This is a genomic window from Ruegeria meonggei (assembly GCF_042768335.1).
GTDB lineage: Bacteria > Pseudomonadota > Alphaproteobacteria > Rhodobacterales > Rhodobacteraceae > Ruegeria > Ruegeria meonggei.
This window is the reverse complement of record NZ_JAXHBT010000001.1, coordinates 3,381,287-3,399,159: the sequence shown is the minus strand read 5'-3', so window position 1 is coordinate 3,399,159 and position 17,873 is coordinate 3,381,287. Positions and strand designations below refer to the sequence as shown.

General features: G+C 58.8%; 19 protein-coding genes. 9 read left to right on the top strand and 10 right to left on the bottom strand.

Annotated elements, in window-relative coordinates:
- Nucleotides 1–29 precede the first annotated feature (29 nt).
- From SJY13_RS16840 to lpxK, 4 genes are read left to right on the top strand one after another with little or no spacing between them, the layout of a single operon-like run.
- Nucleotides 30–1,376, top strand: a complete 1,347-nt coding sequence (locus SJY13_RS16840; RefSeq protein WP_377192495.1) for a TldD/PmbA family protein — start codon at nucleotides 30–32, stop codon at nucleotides 1,374–1,376.
- Nucleotides 1,363–2,163, top strand: a complete 801-nt coding sequence (locus SJY13_RS16835; protein ID WP_377192493.1) for an inositol monophosphatase family protein — start codon at nucleotides 1,363–1,365, stop codon at nucleotides 2,161–2,163. The genes SJY13_RS16840 and SJY13_RS16835 overlap by 14 nt, the downstream gene beginning before the upstream one ends.
- Nucleotides 2,160–3,395 (top strand): 3-deoxy-D-manno-octulosonic acid transferase, encoded by a 1,236-nt coding sequence (locus SJY13_RS16830; protein WP_377192491.1) that lies wholly within the window; start codon nucleotides 2,160–2,162, stop codon nucleotides 3,393–3,395. The genes SJY13_RS16835 and SJY13_RS16830 overlap by 4 nt, the downstream gene beginning before the upstream one ends.
- Entirely contained in the window at nucleotides 3,382–4,380 is a 999-nt protein-coding gene (lpxK, locus tag SJY13_RS16825; protein ID WP_377192489.1) for a tetraacyldisaccharide 4'-kinase, read from the top strand. The genes SJY13_RS16830 and lpxK overlap by 14 nt, the downstream gene beginning before the upstream one ends.
- A gap of 41 nt (nucleotides 4,381–4,421) precedes the next feature.
- Here lpxK and SJY13_RS16820 read toward each other — a convergent pair whose 3' ends face one another.
- Both SJY13_RS16820 and SJY13_RS16815 read right to left on the bottom strand, forming a co-directional pair.
- Nucleotides 4,422–5,087, bottom strand: coding sequence for a DsbA family protein (locus SJY13_RS16820; RefSeq protein ID WP_377192487.1), 666 nt, complete (start codon nucleotides 5,085–5,087; stop codon nucleotides 4,422–4,424).
- 14 nt (nucleotides 5,088–5,101) lie between these two features.
- Entirely contained in the window at nucleotides 5,102–5,608 is a 507-nt protein-coding gene (locus SJY13_RS16815; protein ID WP_377192485.1) for a DUF721 domain-containing protein, read from the bottom strand.
- Nucleotides 5,609–5,689: 81 nt separating this feature from the next.
- Between SJY13_RS16815 and mutY the strand changes: the two genes are divergently transcribed.
- Together mutY and SJY13_RS16805 are read left to right on the top strand one after the other, a co-directional pair.
- Nucleotides 5,690–6,745, top strand: a complete 1,056-nt coding sequence (mutY, locus tag SJY13_RS16810; protein ID WP_377192483.1) for an A/G-specific adenine glycosylase — start codon at nucleotides 5,690–5,692, stop codon at nucleotides 6,743–6,745.
- A 58-nt stretch (nucleotides 6,746–6,803) separates the two neighbouring features.
- Nucleotides 6,804–7,940: an alkane 1-monooxygenase gene (locus SJY13_RS16805; RefSeq protein WP_377192481.1), complete on the top strand. Its 1,137-nt coding sequence runs from the start codon at nucleotides 6,804–6,806 to the stop codon at nucleotides 7,938–7,940.
- Nucleotides 7,941–8,024: 84 nt separating this feature from the next.
- Here the strand turns inward: SJY13_RS16805 and SJY13_RS16800 are convergent, their stop codons facing one another.
- The 4 genes from SJY13_RS16800 to SJY13_RS16785 all read right to left on the bottom strand — a co-directional run bounded on the left by SJY13_RS16800 (nucleotide 8,025) and on the right by SJY13_RS16785 (nucleotide 11,978).
- Nucleotides 8,025–9,407 carry an adenylate/guanylate cyclase domain-containing protein gene (locus tag SJY13_RS16800; protein ID WP_377192479.1) on the bottom strand — a complete coding sequence of 461 codons (1,383 nt, stop codon included), beginning with the start codon at nucleotides 9,405–9,407 and terminating at the stop codon, nucleotides 8,025–8,027.
- Nucleotides 9,408–9,552: 145 nt separating this feature from the next.
- The gene (locus tag SJY13_RS16795; RefSeq protein WP_377192477.1) at nucleotides 9,553–10,656 is read right to left on the bottom strand and encodes a site-specific DNA-methyltransferase; all 1,104 of its coding nucleotides are present in this window, start codon (nucleotides 10,654–10,656) and stop codon (nucleotides 9,553–9,555) included.
- Between the two features lie 106 nt (nucleotides 10,657–10,762).
- On the bottom strand, nucleotides 10,763–11,380 hold the full coding sequence (locus tag SJY13_RS16790; RefSeq protein ID WP_377192475.1) for a ribonuclease HII: 618 nt from the start codon (nucleotides 11,378–11,380) through the stop codon (nucleotides 10,763–10,765).
- Nucleotides 11,381–11,489: 109 nt separating this feature from the next.
- Nucleotides 11,490–11,978: a hypothetical protein gene (locus SJY13_RS16785; protein ID WP_377192473.1), complete on the bottom strand. Its 489-nt coding sequence runs from the start codon at nucleotides 11,976–11,978 to the stop codon at nucleotides 11,490–11,492.
- 177 nt (nucleotides 11,979–12,155) lie between these two features.
- Here SJY13_RS16785 and SJY13_RS16780 point away from each other — a divergent pair, with 177 nt between their 5' ends.
- The 3 genes from SJY13_RS16780 to SJY13_RS16770 all read left to right on the top strand — a co-directional run bounded on the left by SJY13_RS16780 (nucleotide 12,156) and on the right by SJY13_RS16770 (nucleotide 14,784).
- Nucleotides 12,156–12,443, top strand: coding sequence for a hypothetical protein (locus SJY13_RS16780; RefSeq protein ID WP_377192471.1), 288 nt, complete (start codon nucleotides 12,156–12,158; stop codon nucleotides 12,441–12,443).
- The gene (locus SJY13_RS16775) at nucleotides 12,415–13,116 is read left to right on the top strand and encodes a winged helix-turn-helix domain-containing protein (RefSeq protein ID WP_085823417.1); all 702 of its coding nucleotides are present in this window, start codon (nucleotides 12,415–12,417) and stop codon (nucleotides 13,114–13,116) included. Before SJY13_RS16780 ends, SJY13_RS16775 begins: the two co-directional genes overlap by 29 nt.
- Nucleotides 13,117–13,212: 96 nt before the next feature.
- The gene (locus SJY13_RS16770; protein ID WP_377192469.1) at nucleotides 13,213–14,784 is read left to right on the top strand and encodes a DUF427 domain-containing protein; all 1,572 of its coding nucleotides are present in this window, start codon (nucleotides 13,213–13,215) and stop codon (nucleotides 14,782–14,784) included.
- Nucleotides 14,785–14,915: 131 nt separating this feature from the next.
- Here SJY13_RS16770 and SJY13_RS16765 read toward each other — a convergent pair whose 3' ends face one another.
- From SJY13_RS16765 to SJY13_RS16750, 4 genes are all read right to left on the bottom strand, one after another.
- Nucleotides 14,916–15,707 carry a DUF1217 domain-containing protein gene (locus SJY13_RS16765; protein ID WP_377192467.1) on the bottom strand — a complete coding sequence of 264 codons (792 nt, stop codon included), beginning with the start codon at nucleotides 15,705–15,707 and terminating at the stop codon, nucleotides 14,916–14,918.
- Entirely contained in the window at nucleotides 15,704–16,105 is a 402-nt protein-coding gene (gene flbT / locus SJY13_RS16760; protein WP_377192465.1) for a flagellar biosynthesis repressor FlbT, read from the bottom strand. Before flbT ends, SJY13_RS16765 begins: the two co-directional genes overlap by 4 nt.
- Nucleotides 16,105–16,479 (bottom strand): flagellar biosynthesis regulator FlaF, encoded by a 375-nt coding sequence (gene flaF / locus SJY13_RS16755; protein ID WP_085823490.1) that lies wholly within the window; start codon nucleotides 16,477–16,479, stop codon nucleotides 16,105–16,107. Before flaF ends, flbT begins: the two co-directional genes overlap by 1 nt.
- A 77-nt stretch (nucleotides 16,480–16,556) precedes the next feature.
- Complete coding sequence (locus SJY13_RS16750; protein ID WP_377192463.1) at nucleotides 16,557–17,801, bottom strand: flagellin N-terminal helical domain-containing protein; 1,245 nt, start codon at nucleotides 17,799–17,801, stop codon at nucleotides 16,557–16,559.
- Nucleotides 17,802–17,873 lie beyond the last annotated feature (72 nt).

Genomic DNA, 17,873 nt, shown 5'->3' with positions numbered 1-17,873 from the left:
AGGTCCAATTCAACAGGACCGGAGGCCACATGACCCTTACACCCGAGAAAATCAGCCAAAACCTGCTGCACGCTGCCCGCACGGCCGGGGCAGAGGCAGCGGATGCGATTGTGATCGATGGCTCTTCGGTGTCGGTCGAGGTGCGCGGCGGGGCGTTGGAACATGCGGAACGTTCAGAAGGCACCGATCTTGGCCTGCGGGTGTTTCTGGGCAAAAGGCAGGCCATCGTATCCAGTTCGGACAGCCGCCCTGAAACGCTGACCGCGATGGCGGAACGCGCGGTCGCCATGGCCCGCGAGGCGCCCGAAGACCCGTTCACCGGATTGGCTGATGCGGACCTGCTGGCCCAGGACTGGGACCTGCAGGCGTTGGAGTTGTTTGACCCAAGCCCGGAACCCGCGGCCGAGGAATTGCTGCGTGATGCGCTGGCTGCCGAGGCCGCCGGGATGGCGGTTCGCGGCGTGTCGCAGGTGTCAGACGCGGCGGCCAGCTATGGAACCCATCGCGTGCATCTGGCGGCAAGCAACGGTTTTTCCGGCGGCTACATGCGCAGCAGCCGCTCGACCTCTTGCGTGGCAATCTCAGGCCAAGGCACAGGGATGGAGCGTGACTATGACGGCGACAGCCGTATCTTTCAAAGCGACCTCCGTAGCCCGGATGAGATCGGCCGAACCGCCGGCGAACGCGCCGTGGCACTGGTTGGGGCGCGAAAACCCGCAACCGGCACTTTCCCGGTTCTGTTTGACGAACGCATCTCATCCTCGTTGATCGGTCACTTGCTGGGGGCCAGCAACGGGGCGGCCATCGCCCGTGGTGCCTCGTGGTTGAAAGACAGCCTGGGCGAGCAGGTGCTGCCCAGCCACTTGTCCCTGATCGAAGATCCCCACCGACCTCGCACCTCAGGCTCGCGCCCCTTTGATGCCGAAGGATTGGCGACCCGGCGCAGAGCTGTTGTTGAAAACGGCATCCTGACCGGCTGGACACTGGATTTGTCCAGCGCCCGCAAACTGGGCATGACCTCAACCGGCAATGCCGCGCGTGGCGTGTCTGGGCCGCCCTCGCCCAGCAACTGGAATCTGAGCCTGACGCAAGGCGACCAAAGCCGCGCAGGCCTGTTGCGCGATATGGGAACGGGCCTGCTCGTCACCTCGATGATCGGATCGACGATCAACCCAAATACCGGCGATTATTCGCGCGGGGCCTCGGGCTTTTGGGTCGAGAATGGTGAAATCACGCACCCGGTCAATGAATGCACCATCGCAGGCAACCTGCGCGACATGCTGAAACGGATCATCCCAGCCAACGATGCCCGCACCCACCTGTCGCGCGTTGTCCCGTCGGTGCTGATCGAGGGAATGACCCTTGCCGGCACCTGATCTGCCCCTTCTGATCGACGCGGCGCTTGAAGCCGGAAAGATCGCCACCCAGTTTTCGGGCCGCACAGTGCAACGCTGGGACAAGCCCGATGGTGCAGGCCCGGTGACCGAGGCTGATCTGGCCGTCAATGTGATGCTGGAACAGCGCCTGCCTGCCGCCCGCCCGGGATATGGCTGGCTAAGCGAAGAGACCGAGGACACCAGTGACCGGCTGACAAAAAGCCGCGTGTTCATCATTGATCCGATCGACGGCACCCGCAGCTTTGCCGAAGGCTCACGCACCTGGGCACATTCGTTGGCTATTGCCGAGCAAGGCGAGGTGACCGCCGCAGTGATCTACCTGCCCTTGCGTGATCTTCTCTATGCCGCCGCCAAGGGGCAAGGTGCGACGCTGAACGGCGCGCCAATTTCCGTGTCACATGTGCCTGACCTGGAAATGGCCGAGATTCTGGCCGCCAAACCCAACCTGGACGCCCACCATTGGCGGCAGGGTCAGGTGCCGGATTTCAAACGAAATTACCGCCCGTCGCTGGCCTATCGCATGGCGCTGGTCGGGCAAGGCCGGTTCGACGGAATGCTGACCCTGCGACCCAGCTGGGAATGGGATATTGCCGCCGGGGATCTGATCATCCGCGAGGCGGGCGGCATTTGTTCCAATCGACAGGGTCAGCCCTTACGATTCAACAACGCCCATCCACGCCTGAACGGTGTCCTCGCCGCCAGCACTGGCATACATGCGGCGCTATATGCGCAACTCGATCCAGACAGTTCCGGGATCGCCTCATGAGCAAACCGCGCTCACTTAGCCTGGCCGCTTATCGCGTTCTATCCTGGGGGGTGCAAAACAGCGCCGACACGCCCTATATCCCACGCCCCGAGGGTGAGTTGATATGGATTCACATCAGCACGCAGGATCGCCAGCGCGCGGTTGTTGATTTCTGTCGCAGACTGCAACAGGCCCGACCCAGCCTGTCGGTGTTGCTGACTGCCCCGCCTGACGCCAACCTGACCCGGTGGGAAAGCGGGGGCTACACACTGATCAACCTCCCGTCCGAACAGGGCGGTGCGGCGCGGGCATTTCTGGATAACTGGCGCCCGGATCTTGGATTGTGGGTCGGTGGCGCGCTGATGCCAAATGTCATCACCCGGGCCGAGGAACACGGCATTCCCCTGATTCTGATCGAGGCTGGCACGGATATTCAGGTCGCGCGCGGGGGTCGATGGCTGCCTGACATCACGCGCTATACGTTCGACTGTTTCCAGACGATTCTGGCCACCACCGCTGAGACGACCCGAAACATCCGGCGGCTTGGGGTTGCCTCTGCCAAGGTAAAGCAAGCGCCCCCTTTGCATGTCAGCCCAAACCCCAAACCCTGGCCCGAAGACGAGTTGATCGAGACCAATCACGCCCTTGCAGGCAGGCCTGTCTGGCTTGCCGCATGGGTGCAGGACAAAGAGTTCATCTCGGTCCTCAGCGCCCACCGGCAAGCAACCCGGATGTTGCCCCGGCTGGCTCTGGTGTTGCAGGTTGCAGACATGACCGAGGCCGAGCCATTGAGGCGGCGGTTGGAAACCATGGACCTGCGCTGCGCCAACTGGGATAGCAGCGGTCAGATTGAGGATACGACCCAAGTCATCCTGTCCGCCATGCCCGAGGATCTGGGCCTGTGGTACCGGGTTTCTGCCGTGAGTTTTTTGGGCAGCTCGCTGGAACGCGGTGCCGGGGGGCACGATCCGCTATACGCCGCAGCCCTGGGATCGGCGATCATTCACGGACCTTTTGTACACCGTCACCAGCAGCTATACGATCAGCTGAACCACGCAGACGCCGCCCGTGCCGTCAGAACGGCCACCGAACTGGGTGACGCGGTGGTCGAACTTTTGGCCCCGGATCGGGCCGCGGATATGGCGCTGTCCGGGTGGAAAATCGTGTCCGAGGGTGCCCCGCAGGCGGATCAGCTGATTGATCTGGTGCAAGACTGTCTGGATGAACGGAGCGCCGATCATGCGAGCACCTGATTTCTGGAATACCGCCCCGGATCACCTGGACCTGCGCGCCCGGGTGCTGGCCCCGCTGGGGCGTCTCTATGGGGCGGCAACTGCGCGTCGGATCTCATCAAAACCTGGTCTGAACCCCGGCGTGCCCGTCATCTGTGTCGGCAATCTTAACGCAGGTGGCACCGGCAAAACGCCGACCGTGATCTGGATAATCGAACAGCTGCGTGATGCCTGGCATCAAACCCATGTTGTCACCCGCGGCCATGGCGGATCACTGGAGGGTCCCGTTCGCGTCGATCCCGGTAAACACACCGCCGCACAGGTGGGGGACGAGCCGCTGTTGCTAGCTGCATTTGCTGATGTTTGGGTGGCCAAGGATCGCGCGGCTGGCGCACAGGCTGCCGCAGCGGCCGGAGCCACCGTGATTGTGTTGGATGACGGGTTTCAGAACCCGTCGGTGGCCAAGGATTTTTCGGTGATCGTTGTGGACGCGGTCAAAGGTTTTGGCAACGGGCTGTGCCTGCCAGCTGGCCCCCTGCGGGAACCGGTCGATATTGGCTTGCAACGCGCCGATCTGGTTCTGTCACTGGGCGAGGCCGAGGCGCAGGACCAGTTCTCAAGGCTCTGGCAAAACAAGCTGACTGTCCCACACGCAACTGGTGCTGTCGCGCCGTTGCAAACTGGCATGGATTGGAGCGACACGCAGGTTCTGGCCTTTGCCGGCATCGGCCACCCCGAGAAGTTCTTTGCAACGCTGCGCGGCCTGGGTGCAACCCTGCTGCGAGCCGAAGCGCTGGACGACCACCAGCCGCTGACCCCGGCGCTGATGACACGGTTGGAAAGCGAATCTCGGGTGTTGGGGGCGCAGATGGTCACAACAGAGAAAGACGCTGTGCGCCTTCCGGCAGCGTTTCGCAGCAAGGTGATCACTCTGCCCGTGCGTCTGGAAATCGATGAGGCTGACATGGTCCGGGACATGCTGTTGCAGATCGCCCCGTCGCCCTGATTGGTGGAAAACGACCGGCCCGATAGGCCGGTCGCAAAAGCTTAGCTGCCCAGTTCAGCTTCGATAAGCTGCTTGAACTCTTCATAAGATTGGTTGTCGACCTGCTTGCCGTTCACGAGGAAAGACGGGGTCGCCTGAATACCATCACGCTCGGCGTTTTCCTGATACCAGGCCACCAGCGTTTGCGCGCGGGTGCCGTCCTGAAGGCAGGCCTCAAGCTGGTCATTGTCGATCCCGGCCAGACGGCCGATCTTGCGCAGCTCGTCCACGATTTCAGCCGGGCCCCCTGCTTTGGTCCATTCCGACTGGCCATCATAGATCAGGTCGGAAATGCCAAAGAATTTCTCGGGACCATCGCAGCGCGCGACCATCGAAGCCCACAGGCCATAGCGGTCAAAATACACTTCGCGATAGATGAACTTCACCTTGCCCGTGTCGATGAAATCCTTCTTGAGCTGTTTGAACGGCCCGGTGTGGAAATTCGCGCAATGCGGGCAGGTATAAGACGCATATTCGATGATCTCGACCGGCGCGTCGTCGGCCCCTTGCACCATTTCGACGACGGTCGAGGTGTCCAGTTCAGCTTCTTGTGCCTGGGCGCTGCTGATCAGCGGATAGGAGGCGGAATTGGAATTTGACGTCGACAGCCAATAGCCGCCAGCGGCCACGGCGACGGCCGCACAAATTCCGGTTGCAATACGGCTCATTACTCAGCCCTTTCTTAGCGTTTTTGCTTGGATAAAACGTTACGGCCCAGACATTCAAGGGCTGCGCGCAGATCACCATCGTGAACATCCTGCGCGGCCCGGTCCGCCTGGGCGGCGACTTCTGGTTCGGTCTTGGGTTTCGCTTGTTTCGGCTGGTGGTCGAAACTGGCCTGCCCCTCGGCAAATCCGGTCGGCGCGGTCTGGGTGATGCGCACCCGGCTGATCGCGTTATAGCCATAGACGGCATTCACCTTGCTGCGCAGCTGTTCCTTTTGCATCTCAAGCATCGGGGCCTGCGGTCCGGTGGTCAGAACGGTCAGGGTCGCGCCCATGGCGCCCTTGCCATAGCCCACCTTTACGGGGCTGGCGATGGCGGCCATATCCTGACCGACGATTTCAGCCCATCGGGTCAGCAGACGCGACACTGCAAAGCCCCGGCTTTCCCCGGCGCGCCTGATCTGGTCGTTCAGCAATGTCGCGGTGCGTTTGAACCCGCGGGTCGAAGAACGTCTGCGCTGCATCTGGTTTCCAACTCCTGCCCCACTATTGTAGAGGGCATATGAACAGGCGCCAGCGAAACCCGACAGGGAGTTAGATAAAACTTGCGTGAAACCAATGAAATTGACCTGAGCCGAACCCTGCTGAACTGGTACGACCACCACGCCCGTTCGATGCCATGGCGCGTGGGCCCGGCAGATCGGGCTGCAGGCGTGGTGCCGGACCCCTATCGCATCTGGCTGTCCGAGGTGATGCTGCAACAAACGACAGTGGCTGCTGTGCGCGAGTACTTCCTTCGGTTCACCTCGCGCTGGCCAACGGTTCAGGCCCTTGCGGCCGCGCCTGACGACCAAGTCATGGGCGAATGGGCCGGGTTGGGCTATTACGCCCGCGCCCGAAATCTGCTGAAATGCGCGCGGGTTGTGACCGATGACCATGGCGGAGCATTCCCCGACACTTATGACTCCCTTCTGAAACTGCCGGGCATTGGCCCTTACACGGCCGCTGCGATCTCGGCCATTGCCTTTGATCGCTCGGAAACCGTTCTGGACGGCAATGTCGAAAGGGTCATGGCCCGGTTTTTTGACATCCACGACCCTCTGCCCGGTTCCAAACCACAGCTCAAGGAAAAAGCCGCTGTATTGACGCCGCGCCAGCGCCCCGGCGATTACGCGCAGGCAGTGATGGATCTGGGCGCGACGATCTGCACGCCGAAATCCCCGACCTGTGGGATTTGTCCGCTGCGCGACCCTTGTCAGGCCCGTATGGCCGGAACGCAGCCTGACCTGCCGCGTAAAACACCGAAAAAGCCCAAACCAACCCGCTATGGGCATATCTACATCGCGCAAGCAGAGGACGGAGCGCTGTTGCTGCAGCGTCGCCCAGACAAAGGGTTGTTGGGTGGCATGCTGGGCTGGCCCGGTTCCGACTGGTCAGAGGCACCAGCCGAAACGCCGCCTTTTTCGGCCCAGTGGCATTCCCTTCCAGGCGAGGTGCGCCATACCTTTACCCATTTCCACCTGATCCTGCGCATCTGGACAGCGCCCTTGCCTGAAAACACTATTCCAAACGGCCTACTTGTGATGGCGAAACACGCTTTTCGACCCGGCGATCTGCCGACGGTCATGCGCAAGGCCCATGATCTCTGGCGCAATCGGTAACCCATTGTGACGATGTCGGTCTGGGACTAATCTCGGCGCAGTTGTACGGAGCCACTCGATGATCGCACCTGAGACCCTGTCACGCTGGCAATCGGCCCTTCCATTCTGGGTCTCTTTCCTGCTGATCCCGTTGATCTGGGCCGCTGCCTTTGCAGGCGGCTGGTGGGTTCTGCTGGTGCCGCTGTCGACCTGGTGGGCCTTTGCTCTGCTGGATCGGTTGACTGGGCTAGCGCTGAACAACGCCGACCCCGACACGCCCGACACTGCGTTGCACTGGTATGTCCTGCTGACCAAAGCCTGGGTCCCAACACAGTTCCTGACGCTGTATGGACTGATCTGGTACACAACCCATACGGATCATCTGACCACACTGACCAAAATCGGGCTGTTCTTTGGCATGGGCGTGATTTCCGGGACCATCGGCATCAACTACAGCCATGAGCTTATGCACCAGAAAGGGCGATTGGAACGCTGGCTGGGGGACATCCTGCTGGCTATGGTCCTGTATTCGCATTTCAGGTCCGAGCACTTGCTGGTGCATCACCGCTATGTTGGCACCCCGCGCGACCCGGTCACCGCACGGTACAACGAAGGGTTCCACCGGTTTTACCCCCGTGTCTTGATACAATGCCTCGTCTCGGCCTTCCGGGCCGAGCGTGACAAACTGGCGCGCAAGGACCGCCCCTGGACCGACCACGCCAACCCATTCTGGCGCTACTGGACGTTACAGCTAGCCATGCTGGTGCTGGCCTTCGCGATCGGAGGCCTGCCCGGCGTTGCCCTGTTTTTGATTCAGGCAGGTGTCGCCATCTGGCAGCTTGAGCTGGTCAACTACGTGGAGCACTACGGCTTGACCCGGAAATATCTGGGTCAGGGCAAATACGAACATGTTCAGCCCCGTCATTCGTGGAACGCGTCACAAAAGGCGTCAAACTGGCTGCTGATCAACCTGCAACGACACTCGGACCACCACTACAAACCCAACCGCCGCTTTCCGCTGTTGCAACACCATTCCGAGGATGCCGCGCCGCAACTGCCCTATGGCTATCCGGTGATGACGGTTGCCGCGATGATCCCACCGCTCTGGCGGCGGGTGATGAACCCGCGCGTGCGGGCCTGGCGTCGACAGTACTACCCTGAAATCTCAGACTGGAAACCTTACAACCGGTCGCAAAACCCGACGCCCGGGACCTGACCACAGCACGCGCCAGCGTGCTGCCCGGCCCAACGATCCGCTTTGCATCTTTGATGCAGGGCAGATCGGCGGGAGCACCCTGTGCTACATCACCCAAACATCCATCGGGTATTCAACGCCGCGCACCGCCTTGTTGATATGCGCCTCGAACCCGTCCATGAGTTCGGCCGCGGTGTTGCCCTCCTGCTCCAATTGCACCCGCACCGCTTCACTCAGGACAATCCGGGCCCGAAATTCGCGTGTCAGCGCCTCTAGCTTGGCAGCAACGTTCACCGCATCTCCTATCACCGCAAACTCCAGACGATTAGCCCCAATATCGCCCAAAACCACCGAGCCATAGTGAACCCCGACCCCAACATGGATCTCGGGCTCGCCGGCCCGACGCCGCTCCAGATTCCAGCGGTTGATAACAGTAATCATATCCCGCGCGCAGGCCACCGCGTTGCTGGCATCCGACGGTGTCGGCACTGGCGTGCCAAACGTGGCCATCAGACCATCGCCCAGGTATTTGTCCAATGTACCGTGATGGCGGAAGACCTCAGCCTCCATGCGTGCATGAAACCCGCGCAGAACTTCGATCACCTCATAGGGATCGCGACCGGCCGCATATTTGGTGAACCCGACAATATCGATGAACAGGACCGCTACATTCTCTTTGCGCACCTGCTTGAGAGGGTCGTCATTCTGGCTCAACTCCTCAACCACATTGGGTGAAAAGTACCGCGATAGATTGGCCCGTTCACGTTCCAGCCCCGCATTTGTCATCAACAACAGATTGAGCCGCCGCATCGACACACCCAAAGTCACGGCCACCATCATGAACACAACCACCTGCTGAACGCGTATGGAGGATCTGAAACTATTAGGATCTAGGATTTGAGCCATATCCGGGTATCCGGTCAGAGCGTCAGTCAATCGGGTGCTGATCTCTGGCATCGGTGTGGACACCCACCAGGCGATGATCCAACCTACCGTCCACATCATGGCAGTCCAGGACCCGATAGCAATCACCGTCCGCCAGGAATAAGCCAGCGTACCCGCGGCCAGGATGATGAAAAAATACTGGAAATTGTCGAACCGGTATTGCATGGCCAACGGCCGCACATCGTCGCTGAACGGGTTTGGCACGATCATGCCCAAGGTCATGATCAGCAGATCGGCAAAGATCAGCAGCAGCTCGGTCCGGGACTGGCCTACGCGACCTGCACGCTGGATTAGCCAGCCATTGGCGCAGATCAGCACCAAGATGAAGTGATACCAAAGCACATCCCAATGCGGGTTGAGATAGATCAGCAAAACCCCGGTCAGCCCCATCGCGATCCAGCGGGCTCGAACAGCCAGTTCCAGCCCTTCGCGCTTATGCCGCTCCAATGCAGCCTCGGTGTATTTGTTTTCCACCTCGACCCTGTCGGGCTGCGTTCCAAAGAACCGCCCAAAACGGGAAACGCTGGCTGTGGTATCCGACATGGCTGGGGCTCCTTCACTGGGCCGTAAAGTATAGAAGGCTCATATCGAAACCTGAGGCGGATGAAAACAAAAGACCCCGCCGAAGACGGCGGGGCAAGGCTTAGTGCCGTGTGTCAGGCCACAGGCACCGGCGGTATTCGTGAAATCAGTTGTGCAGTTCGGCCCGGATCTGCTGGCGCAGCACGTCGATCGGCACGGTCTTGCCGTCGCGTTTGAAGCACCAGTAGGTCCACCCATTGCAGGAAGGCGCGTTTTCCAGATGCGCCCCCACCTGATGGATCGAGCCTTTGACGTTGTCACCCACCAGCGTTCCATCGGCGCGCACCTTGGCCTTGTGGCGCTGGTTCATGGAATACAGCTCTTCGCCCGGGCGCAGCATGCCGCGTTCGACCAACTGACCAAAGGGCACGCGCGGCTCGGCGCGTTTGCTGGCGCTGACCTCCAGCGCCTCGCGATCGAACTTGCGGACCTTGGCGATGCGTTTCTCGGCCACCTTGCGATAGTTTTCCTCGCGCTCGATCCCGATGAATTCGCGGCCCAGCATCTTGGCCACAGCCCCGGTTGTGCCAGTGCCAAAGAACGGGTCCAGGATCACGTCACCGGGATTGGTAGACCCGATCAACACCCTGTGCAGCAGTGATTCCGGTTTTTGCGTCGGATGTGCCTTGTCGCCGTTTTCGTCCTTCAGACGCTCATGCCCGGTGCAAATTGGCAGGACCCAGTCGCTGCGCATCTGAATGCCTTCGTTAAGAGCCTTCAGCGCCTCATAGTTAAAGGTGTATTTCGCACCTTCGCGTTTGCTGGCCCAGATCATCGTCTCATGCGCGTTGGTGAACCGTTTGCCGCGGAAGTTTGGCATCGGGTTCGACTTGCGCCAGACGACATCGTTCAGAATCCAGTATCCGGCATCTTGCAGGGCGGAACCAACGCGGAAAATATTGTGATACGACCCGATCACCCAGATTGCGCCGTTAGGTTTCAGAAGACGATGTGCCGCCTTCAACCATTCCCGCGTGAACTGATCATAGACCCCAAAGCTGGAAAACTGATCCCAGTGGTCGTCAACCGCATCCACTTGGCTGTTATCCGGGCGGTGCAACTGACCTTTGAGTTGAAGATTATAGGGTGGATCGGCGAAAATCAGGTCTACCGACGCCTCGGGGAGACTGTTCATCACTTCGATGCAGTCCCCGGATAGAATCGTGTTTAGAGGGAGCGCTGCTGCGCCCTTTGTCTTGGTCGTTGTCATATCACTGCCTCAAGTTCCACGGCGCTTTTGCGCTCATTTGGTTGAGACAAGGATGAGTCATCCTGGATTCGCCGTCAATTTCTTTTTTGAATCAGCGACTTACAATTTACTCTTGATACAAGATATTGTGCACCGGCTTGAACGAACGTCTATGGTGTGGGGTCACACCAAGATTTTGCAGCGCTTGCTTGTGTTGTTTCGACGGATAACCGGCGTTTGTCTCCCAGCCATATCCGGGATGCTGTTGCGCCAAATCCACCATCAGTTGATCGCGCCAGTTTTTGGCGACGATCGAAGCGGCCGCAATCGACACCGAATAAGCATCACCTTTGACCACCGCCTGCGCCGGAGGCGCTAGATCGCGCGGAATCATGTTCCCGTCGATCAGCAAGTAATCCGGCGGTGGGTCCAGCGCCGCCACCGCGCGCTCCATCGCCAGATGAGAGGCCCGCAAGATGTTGATCTCATCAATCTCGGCGACCGAGGCTTGGGCCACGGCGACCTCAGCCCGATCGTGCAGGGCTGCCCCCAGAACGGCGCGCTTTTTCGCGGCCAGCTTTTTGGAATCGTTCAGCCCTTCGGGGATATCGTCGGGGTTGAGGATAACGGCGGCTGCCACCACCGGACCGGCCAGTGGCCCACGGCCCACCTCATCGACGCCGGCAATCCGAAAATAGCCCTGCGCCACGGCGTCTTGTTCAATAGAGTAATCCGGAGATGTCATAGATCAGGAAAAACGCGTTTTACCGCCCATCGCAAGAAAAAAGAGAGGGCAGCTTGCGCCACCCTCTCCAGCGCGGCACTTCTGCGGTGCCGCTCCTGCTCGAAGACCGTTACCTGTAACTCACGCGGTATCCCTTTTGGCGCAGGCAACCGGGGTGATACGCCCGTCTGGTTTTTTTGCCGTTCCAGAACTTGACCTTGCACTGGTTCGGTAGGCTTTTGCTGTATTTGTAGTGCTTGTTGAGGCAACCCGCCCCCAACAGCGGGCGTTTGTGGGAATACGCCTTGAAGGTGCGCAGGCAGCGCTGCGGCAGGTCGTATTTAGCGATGTGTTTCGGCAGCGGGCGCACATGATGCGGCCTGATTGCGGGCTTGGGGTGCGCGTGGTGCTTGGGCGGTTGGTGCACATGATTGTAGTTATGCGTCACCGTGTTTTTCTTGTTCTCATCGCTGAAATGCTTCACGGCAGCGCCGATCAGCGCAATGGCGGCCAGCCCGCCAAGGATGTCCCCGGCATCTGCGGCCCGCGCCTGTGAGGCCGAGACGCCGGTGACTGCAACCGCTGTTGCCACGATCAGGGCGATAAATTTCTTATGCATGGTGCGTGTCCTTCAATAGTCTCAGATAAGGCCCGGGGCGGGCCGTGTATTCGATGTCCCGACACTGGCTGCCCCCCTGTCAGACAAGCAATAACGCCCCGGTGTTATCCGATAGCAGACCCGCGAAACCCCTTAGGTTATTGAATATCGGACCATCCCATGCGCAGGATGCGGCCTATGAAACAGATCCTCTCTTCTCTGGCCGTTATGGCCCTGATATCGCTAGGCACTGCGGCGCAGGCGGCCGACTGCTATGCCGACTACAAGGCCAAGCAGGACAATCCGTTGCGCCTGCACTATGGCGTCATGCAAGTCTCGGCCTGTGACAAAGGGCAGGCCAAAAAAGAGGTTGCCCAACGCCTCAAGGGGTCGGGCTGGACCTTGCTGAACATCATGTCCGTTTTCGGACCCGAAGGGTTGGATAAAAGGAAGGCCAATGCCGGAAAATTCTATCTCCGTTACTGAGGCCAGACGCTCGGGCGTGCGACTGGTTGGCGCGGGCATCGTGGCAATCGTCCTGATACTGGTGACGGCGGCCATTTTCCTGTTCTGGACTCTGCCCGACGCCAATGCCTTCAATGCCCGGGTCGAACGGCTGTTTATCGAAAGCGACCTGACCTCACAGACCGAAATTCGCCTGCTTGAGATTCTGGCCCAATCAGGCACGGCTTTTGCCGACACCTTGTCCAGCTATCGGATGGTGATCTTCGTTCTGCTGGTCTTTGCCAGCGCGATGCTGGTGACGGCGTTGGTGTTTCTGGTGATGCTGGTGCTGTTGAACCGACGTATGGCACAGATCGAACGCACCGGTATTCAGGTGACCTCGTTGTTGATCAGCCGCGAGGAAAACACCGTTTACCTGAACAACATGGATTTCAAACTGACCCCGGCGGCGATGGAAACCCTGTCTGTTCTGGCCGAATCCCGGCTGGATGACGAGGTTCTGTCCGGCGCACAGATCGAAGGCATGATTTCCGGCCGTGACGCTGCCGATTGCGATGAAGCCGCAGGGGCCACGCGCATAAAACGGCTGCGGGATACACTTGGCAACCAGATGGTCAGCGAGCTGCTGGTCAAGAACATCGCCAAAAAGGGCTACATGCTGTCCATTGAAAAAGACGTGATCCAGATGGTCTGAGCGCACAGGGTCTGTGTGATAAAATAACGCTCCCCCCCCTTGGAAAACTTCAGTCAAAGGCCCATCCTATAGGGACCCGCGCCAGGGAGGTTGATGATGAACGTTCACACCACACCAAAAGTCAAAGGCTATGGGATCTCAGTTGAACCGTTGAAAGGTCGGATTGCGATCTACCGGGATGAGATCCTGCTGGCCGAAAGCACCAATGCCAAGGTCATGTATGAAACGCGGTTGCCGCCGGCGATCTATATCCCGCGCAAAGACGTCTGCATCGATCTGAGCGACGAAACCGAGTTGCAGACCTTTTGCCCATTTAAAGGAACCGCGACCTATCACGACGTCAGTGTTGACGGCACGCAAATTGCAAATTCCGTCTGGGCCTACGAAGAAGCCCTGCCCGAAAGCGTCGCCATTCAGGGTCATATCGGGTTTATGTCCGGCGTCTATACCCGGCTGGATCTGGGTGAGAACACGTTACGCGACCCCGAAGATGGCAATATCAGCGGCCCCCTGATCGATTGGCTGATGCGCGGTGCATCCAACAATGACACGCCCGAAGCCTTCACCAAAGCACTGGCCGAGAAAATGCTGGAACACGGCATCGCCATTCAACGCCTGAGCATCCTGGCTTGGTCGCTGCATCCACTGATCGCAGGCAAGCACTATATTTGGGAAAAGGGTGTGGCCGAAATCTCGACCAATGTCCCAACCTATGAAATTCATGACCATCCGGCTTACCTCAACAGTCCGCTGCGGCATGTGTCGAACGGGCTGGGCGGCGTACGCCAGCGTCTGAATGACGAAATTCCTCAAAACAGCTTTCCGATCATGGAGGATCTCAGGGCAAAGGGCGCCACCGATTACGTCGCCATGCCGCTGCCGTTCTCGGACGGGCGGACCAATGTTCTGACACTGACTTGCGATCACCCCGACGGGTTCACCACGGAAAATCTGGGGCTGGTGTTCGAGTGTTCCTCGGTCATTGCTCGGTTTTACGAAGTTTTTATGCAGCGTGAAAATGCACAGGTCCTGCTTGAAACCTATGTGGGCAAACGTTCAGGTGCCCGCGTTTTGGGCGGCGAGATTCGGCGCGGTGATGGGGATGAGATCGACGCAGCCATCATGTTCTGCGATCTGCGAAACTCTACCAGCCTCGAAGAACAGCTTGGCCGAACCGCTTATATCAGCGTGCTGAACGACTTTTTTGAAACCGTGTCCGGTATCGTGCATGAAAATGGCGGTGAAGTGCTGAAGTTCATCGGCGACGCGGTATTGGCGGTTTTTCCAGCTGGCGAGGATTCAATAGCCGCGCGCGAAAATGCGCAACGCTCGGCGACTGAAATTGTAGAAAAGCTGGGCGAACTGCGTTCGTCAGGGTCAGACATCCATTGCGATTGTTCGATTGGCGTGGCCTATGGGCGGGTCACCTATGGTAATGTCGGATCGCGCGAAAGGTTGGACTTTACCGTGATCGGGCAGGCCGCGAATATCGCCGCCCGGCTGGGGGAATACGGTAAAACGGTCAGCCATCGTATTGTCGTGTCTGCCGATATCCTGCCTGCATGCGCCAATGCTATACCGCTGGGGGATGTAAAACTGCATAACGTGTCGCAGCCAGTGACGTCCTTTGCCCTCAGAACATCGGCGGATGCAGTGCTGGACGCCTGAACCCGGCACCTGTTGTGCGCATCAATACCTGCTTAACCGCGTTCGACAGTTTCATTCCGCGGGTTCTTCGGACCCCGATACATACCGAGAAAAAGCCTATACTCCAAAATGCGCCGGAACCTTGGGCCTTGTTACCCACCCAGCAGGATCAAAGCGGTTTGAGCGGGCGATATCGCGCTTTGCAATTGGGCAATCTGGCTGCGCGCAAGGAATCGATCTGTCAGCTGTGCAACTGCGGCCTCATCCGTAAACTGCGCCAGATCATCAGAGCCCGTCACACTTGACAGCCGGTCTTTGAAAACCTCTAACTGCCGATCGATATCCAGCCCCCCAAAACTGGATGGAAGTCCAAGCGCGGTTTCCATCATACTTCGCAGCGGCGGCAGGCCCATCAGATCAAACCACTTGGTGTCCGCGCTGCCAGTTTGAGAGGCCAAATCAGACAGGGCATGCTGCGCATAAAGGGAAATGCGCATCCTCTCATCTGATTCACCAACGGCAATTTCGAACCGCGAGACGACATTGTCACGCGCGATCTCTTCCATATTGGTGATCAACCCCGTCTTGCGCACATCCCCCGGTCCCAACCCAAACGCCGCAGAAAACTCACGGTATCTTTTGTCGGACAGACGGTTGGACAGCGCATCATCTGCGTTAGTGCCATCAGACAGCACCTTCTGAATGAAATAGCGGTTGTTTATGTCATCTTCCAACCCAAACGCACCCAATGCCACTTGCAGCAAACGACGATCAGACACCAGATCCTCTGCCGATTGCACCTTTGCGATCTTCTCCAGGAAATACTGCGTCTCCCTTTCGTTGACGGCCGAAGACGCATAGCTGTCGAGCTGTGTATCGTAGCTACGCTGCAGAAAGCGCCAGCCGACAATGCCGCCTGTGGGGATGACAGGCTGGAAAGTCATTGCTGATAGGCCATCAATCGCTCTTCTCGAGGCAACAAGGCACGCAGAGATTTCAGACATTTGTAATACTGTTCAGCCAACAAAGCTTCGGTGGCCTCGGACAGCACCCGGTGACTGTCGGCGTCGGTGAACACCCGGCTTAGTTCCTCGACCCGCCGCAGCAGTTGCTGACGGGCCTGGTCCGGCTCCATATCACCTGACAGCACAAGCTGAGCAGCGTAACATACACGCCGCACAGGCGTATTAGCTTCGTCAGGATGAATGGCGTCGCGCAGTCGCAGGACGTTCGCTTGTGGCGTCATGATCGAGAACCGGCTGCGGCGGTCCCCGTTTTCCACGACCACGCCATTGATCAATACCCTCTCTTTCGGGGCCAGCTTCAGAACCAGGCCCCCCATCAGCTTGCACCCATCTGTCGCAAGCCACGCAGGACAGCCATATTGATTTCAAGCAAGGGCTCCACCGTTGCCTTGTTACCCAAAATCTGGCTGCTGTGCTGCTCGGTGAATTCAGCCAGATAGAAAATCCGTGCACGCAATTCGTTTGGCAACGCGTTGTCTGAATCCGCGACACCGCTGGCCAGAACGGTCCATAGGCGGCGGTTTTCATGCAGTGCCTGTACGAACCCTCCGAAATCGGTCTTTTGCCGGGTGGCCGCGGCTTTGAGTCGGTGCGTGATTTTTGAAATAGCCTCGTACTCGGTGTCGCGCGGGGTGCGCGCGGGGGCTGCGGTCTGAGCGTAGGCCCGATGTGCAAGAGATTGCGGTGTCACTTTAAATCCTTCCAATGGTCCGTCTTCTGGCGGTCAGGATCGGGGCGCGTTTCCGCGCCCCGGTCAGGTTTCGAAACTTAACGGAACAGCGACAGGATCGACTGTGGCGCCTGGTTGGCGATCGACAGAGACTGTGTGGCCAGCTGCTGCTGTACCTGCAGGGCTTGCAGACGGGCCGATGTCTCTTCCATGTCGGCATCAACCAGCGAGCCAATACCCGACTTGAACGAATCCGACAGGTTCGAGATGAACTCTTGCTGGGTTTCAATCCGGCCCTGTGCCGAACCAAACGCCGCCGATGCGTCGATGGCGGTGTCGATCAGGCCTTCGATGGTCCCCAGCGCAGCAATTGCTCCGGCACCTGTTGAAACGTTAATCGATGACAGGGCACCAAGTCCGCCAGAACCCGCGTTGGTGAACTGAGCCGACACCGTAACGTCCTGATTTGCATCCGCACCGGCCGCAGCAGTACCCGTGGCAAAGGACAGCGTATTCGGTGCACCGGAAGAATCATAATCGACAGCAACACCCGTAATACCAAGCGCATCCACCTGGTTCTTAAGGCCAACGGCGACAAGTGCGTCAGTGTAGTTCGCGTCATAGGTTCCCGATGGATCAAGATCGCTGCCCTGAATTGTATAGGACACTTCCTGATCGCCAACTCTGATCGAAATACTGTCACCAACTACAAAGTTGGCCGCTGAGCTGTCGATTACGATATCACCAGTACCCGCGGTACGGTCCATGGTGAAACCAGCCACATCGCCATCGGTTGTCACACCATCCGAAGTCGCAAGAACGTCTTTGGCGACGTAACCACCAATGGACAGGTCTTGTCCGGCAACAGCAATCGACGACGCCGTCACAGCACCGGTGTTGTCACGATCCAACGAAGACAGGATCGACGCAGATCCTCCATTAACCAGGTTGAGCCCGTTGAATTGAGCAGCACCGACAACCGAGTTGATCTGCTCCCGCAAAGCGGTCACATCCGTCTGGATTTTATCGCGGTCAACGTTGTCTTCCTGTGCCGCGACGATCTTTTCCTTCATCTGGGTCAGAAGGTCCGTCACGGTTTCCGACGCGTTTCGCGCCACTGCAACAGTTGACTCACCCAGTGCCAGGCTGTCTTTGATCGCGTTGAAGCCCTTGACGTCAGACTCCATGACTTTGGAGATCGCCCAGACGGCTGAGTTGTCCTTGGCAGTTGCAACGTCCTTACCGGTCGAGATCGCGCTCTGGGTTTGCGCCAGGTTCTTATTGACTGATTTCAGGGTCTGCAGCGCAACCATTGCGCCATTATTGGTCAGAATGCTGGACATAGCTTTCTTCCTTTTCCGTTCGGGCCCTTTGCGCCCATGCTTTCCCGCACCAATTGCGGGCTTTGACATCTT

Bases quoted from the DNA above. Each gene is read 5' to 3' on its own strand.
- lpxK (WP_377192489.1), top strand. From the start codon at position 3,382: ATGCGAGCACCTGATTTCTGGAATACCGCCCCGGATCACCTGGACCTG.
- SJY13_RS16780 (WP_377192471.1), top strand. From the start codon at position 12,156: ATGAAACAGATCCTCTCTTCTCTGGCCGTTATGGCCCTGATATCGCTA.
- SJY13_RS16830 (WP_377192491.1), top strand. From the start codon at position 2,160: ATGAGCAAACCGCGCTCACTTAGCCTGGCCGCTTATCGCGTTCTATCC.
- SJY13_RS16800 (WP_377192479.1), bottom strand. From the start codon at position 9,407: ATGTCGGATACCACAGCCAGCGTTTCCCGTTTTGGGCGGTTCTTTGGA.
- SJY13_RS16775 (WP_085823417.1), top strand. From the start codon at position 12,415: ATGCCGGAAAATTCTATCTCCGTTACTGAGGCCAGACGCTCGGGCGTG.
- flbT (WP_377192465.1), bottom strand. From the start codon at position 16,105: ATGGGGGGCCTGGTTCTGAAGCTGGCCCCGAAAGAGAGGGTATTGATC.
- SJY13_RS16750 (WP_377192463.1), bottom strand. From the start codon at position 17,801: ATGTCCAGCATTCTGACCAATAATGGCGCAATGGTTGCGCTGCAGACC.
- SJY13_RS16840 (WP_377192495.1), top strand. From the start codon at position 30: ATGACCCTTACACCCGAGAAAATCAGCCAAAACCTGCTGCACGCTGCC.
- SJY13_RS16815 (WP_377192485.1), bottom strand. From the start codon at position 5,608: ATGCAGCGCAGACGTTCTTCGACCCGCGGGTTCAAACGCACCGCGACA.
- SJY13_RS16770 (WP_377192469.1), top strand. From the start codon at position 13,213: ATGAACGTTCACACCACACCAAAAGTCAAAGGCTATGGGATCTCAGTT.
- SJY13_RS16820 (WP_377192487.1), bottom strand. From the start codon at position 5,087: ATGAGCCGTATTGCAACCGGAATTTGTGCGGCCGTCGCCGTGGCCGCT.
- SJY13_RS16805 (WP_377192481.1), top strand. From the start codon at position 6,804: ATGATCGCACCTGAGACCCTGTCACGCTGGCAATCGGCCCTTCCATTC.
- SJY13_RS16785 (WP_377192473.1), bottom strand. From the start codon at position 11,978: ATGCATAAGAAATTTATCGCCCTGATCGTGGCAACAGCGGTTGCAGTC.
- SJY13_RS16795 (WP_377192477.1), bottom strand. From the start codon at position 10,656: ATGACAACGACCAAGACAAAGGGCGCAGCAGCGCTCCCTCTAAACACG.
- SJY13_RS16790 (WP_377192475.1), bottom strand. From the start codon at position 11,380: ATGACATCTCCGGATTACTCTATTGAACAAGACGCCGTGGCGCAGGGC.
- SJY13_RS16765 (WP_377192467.1), bottom strand. From the start codon at position 15,707: ATGACTTTCCAGCCTGTCATCCCCACAGGCGGCATTGTCGGCTGGCGC.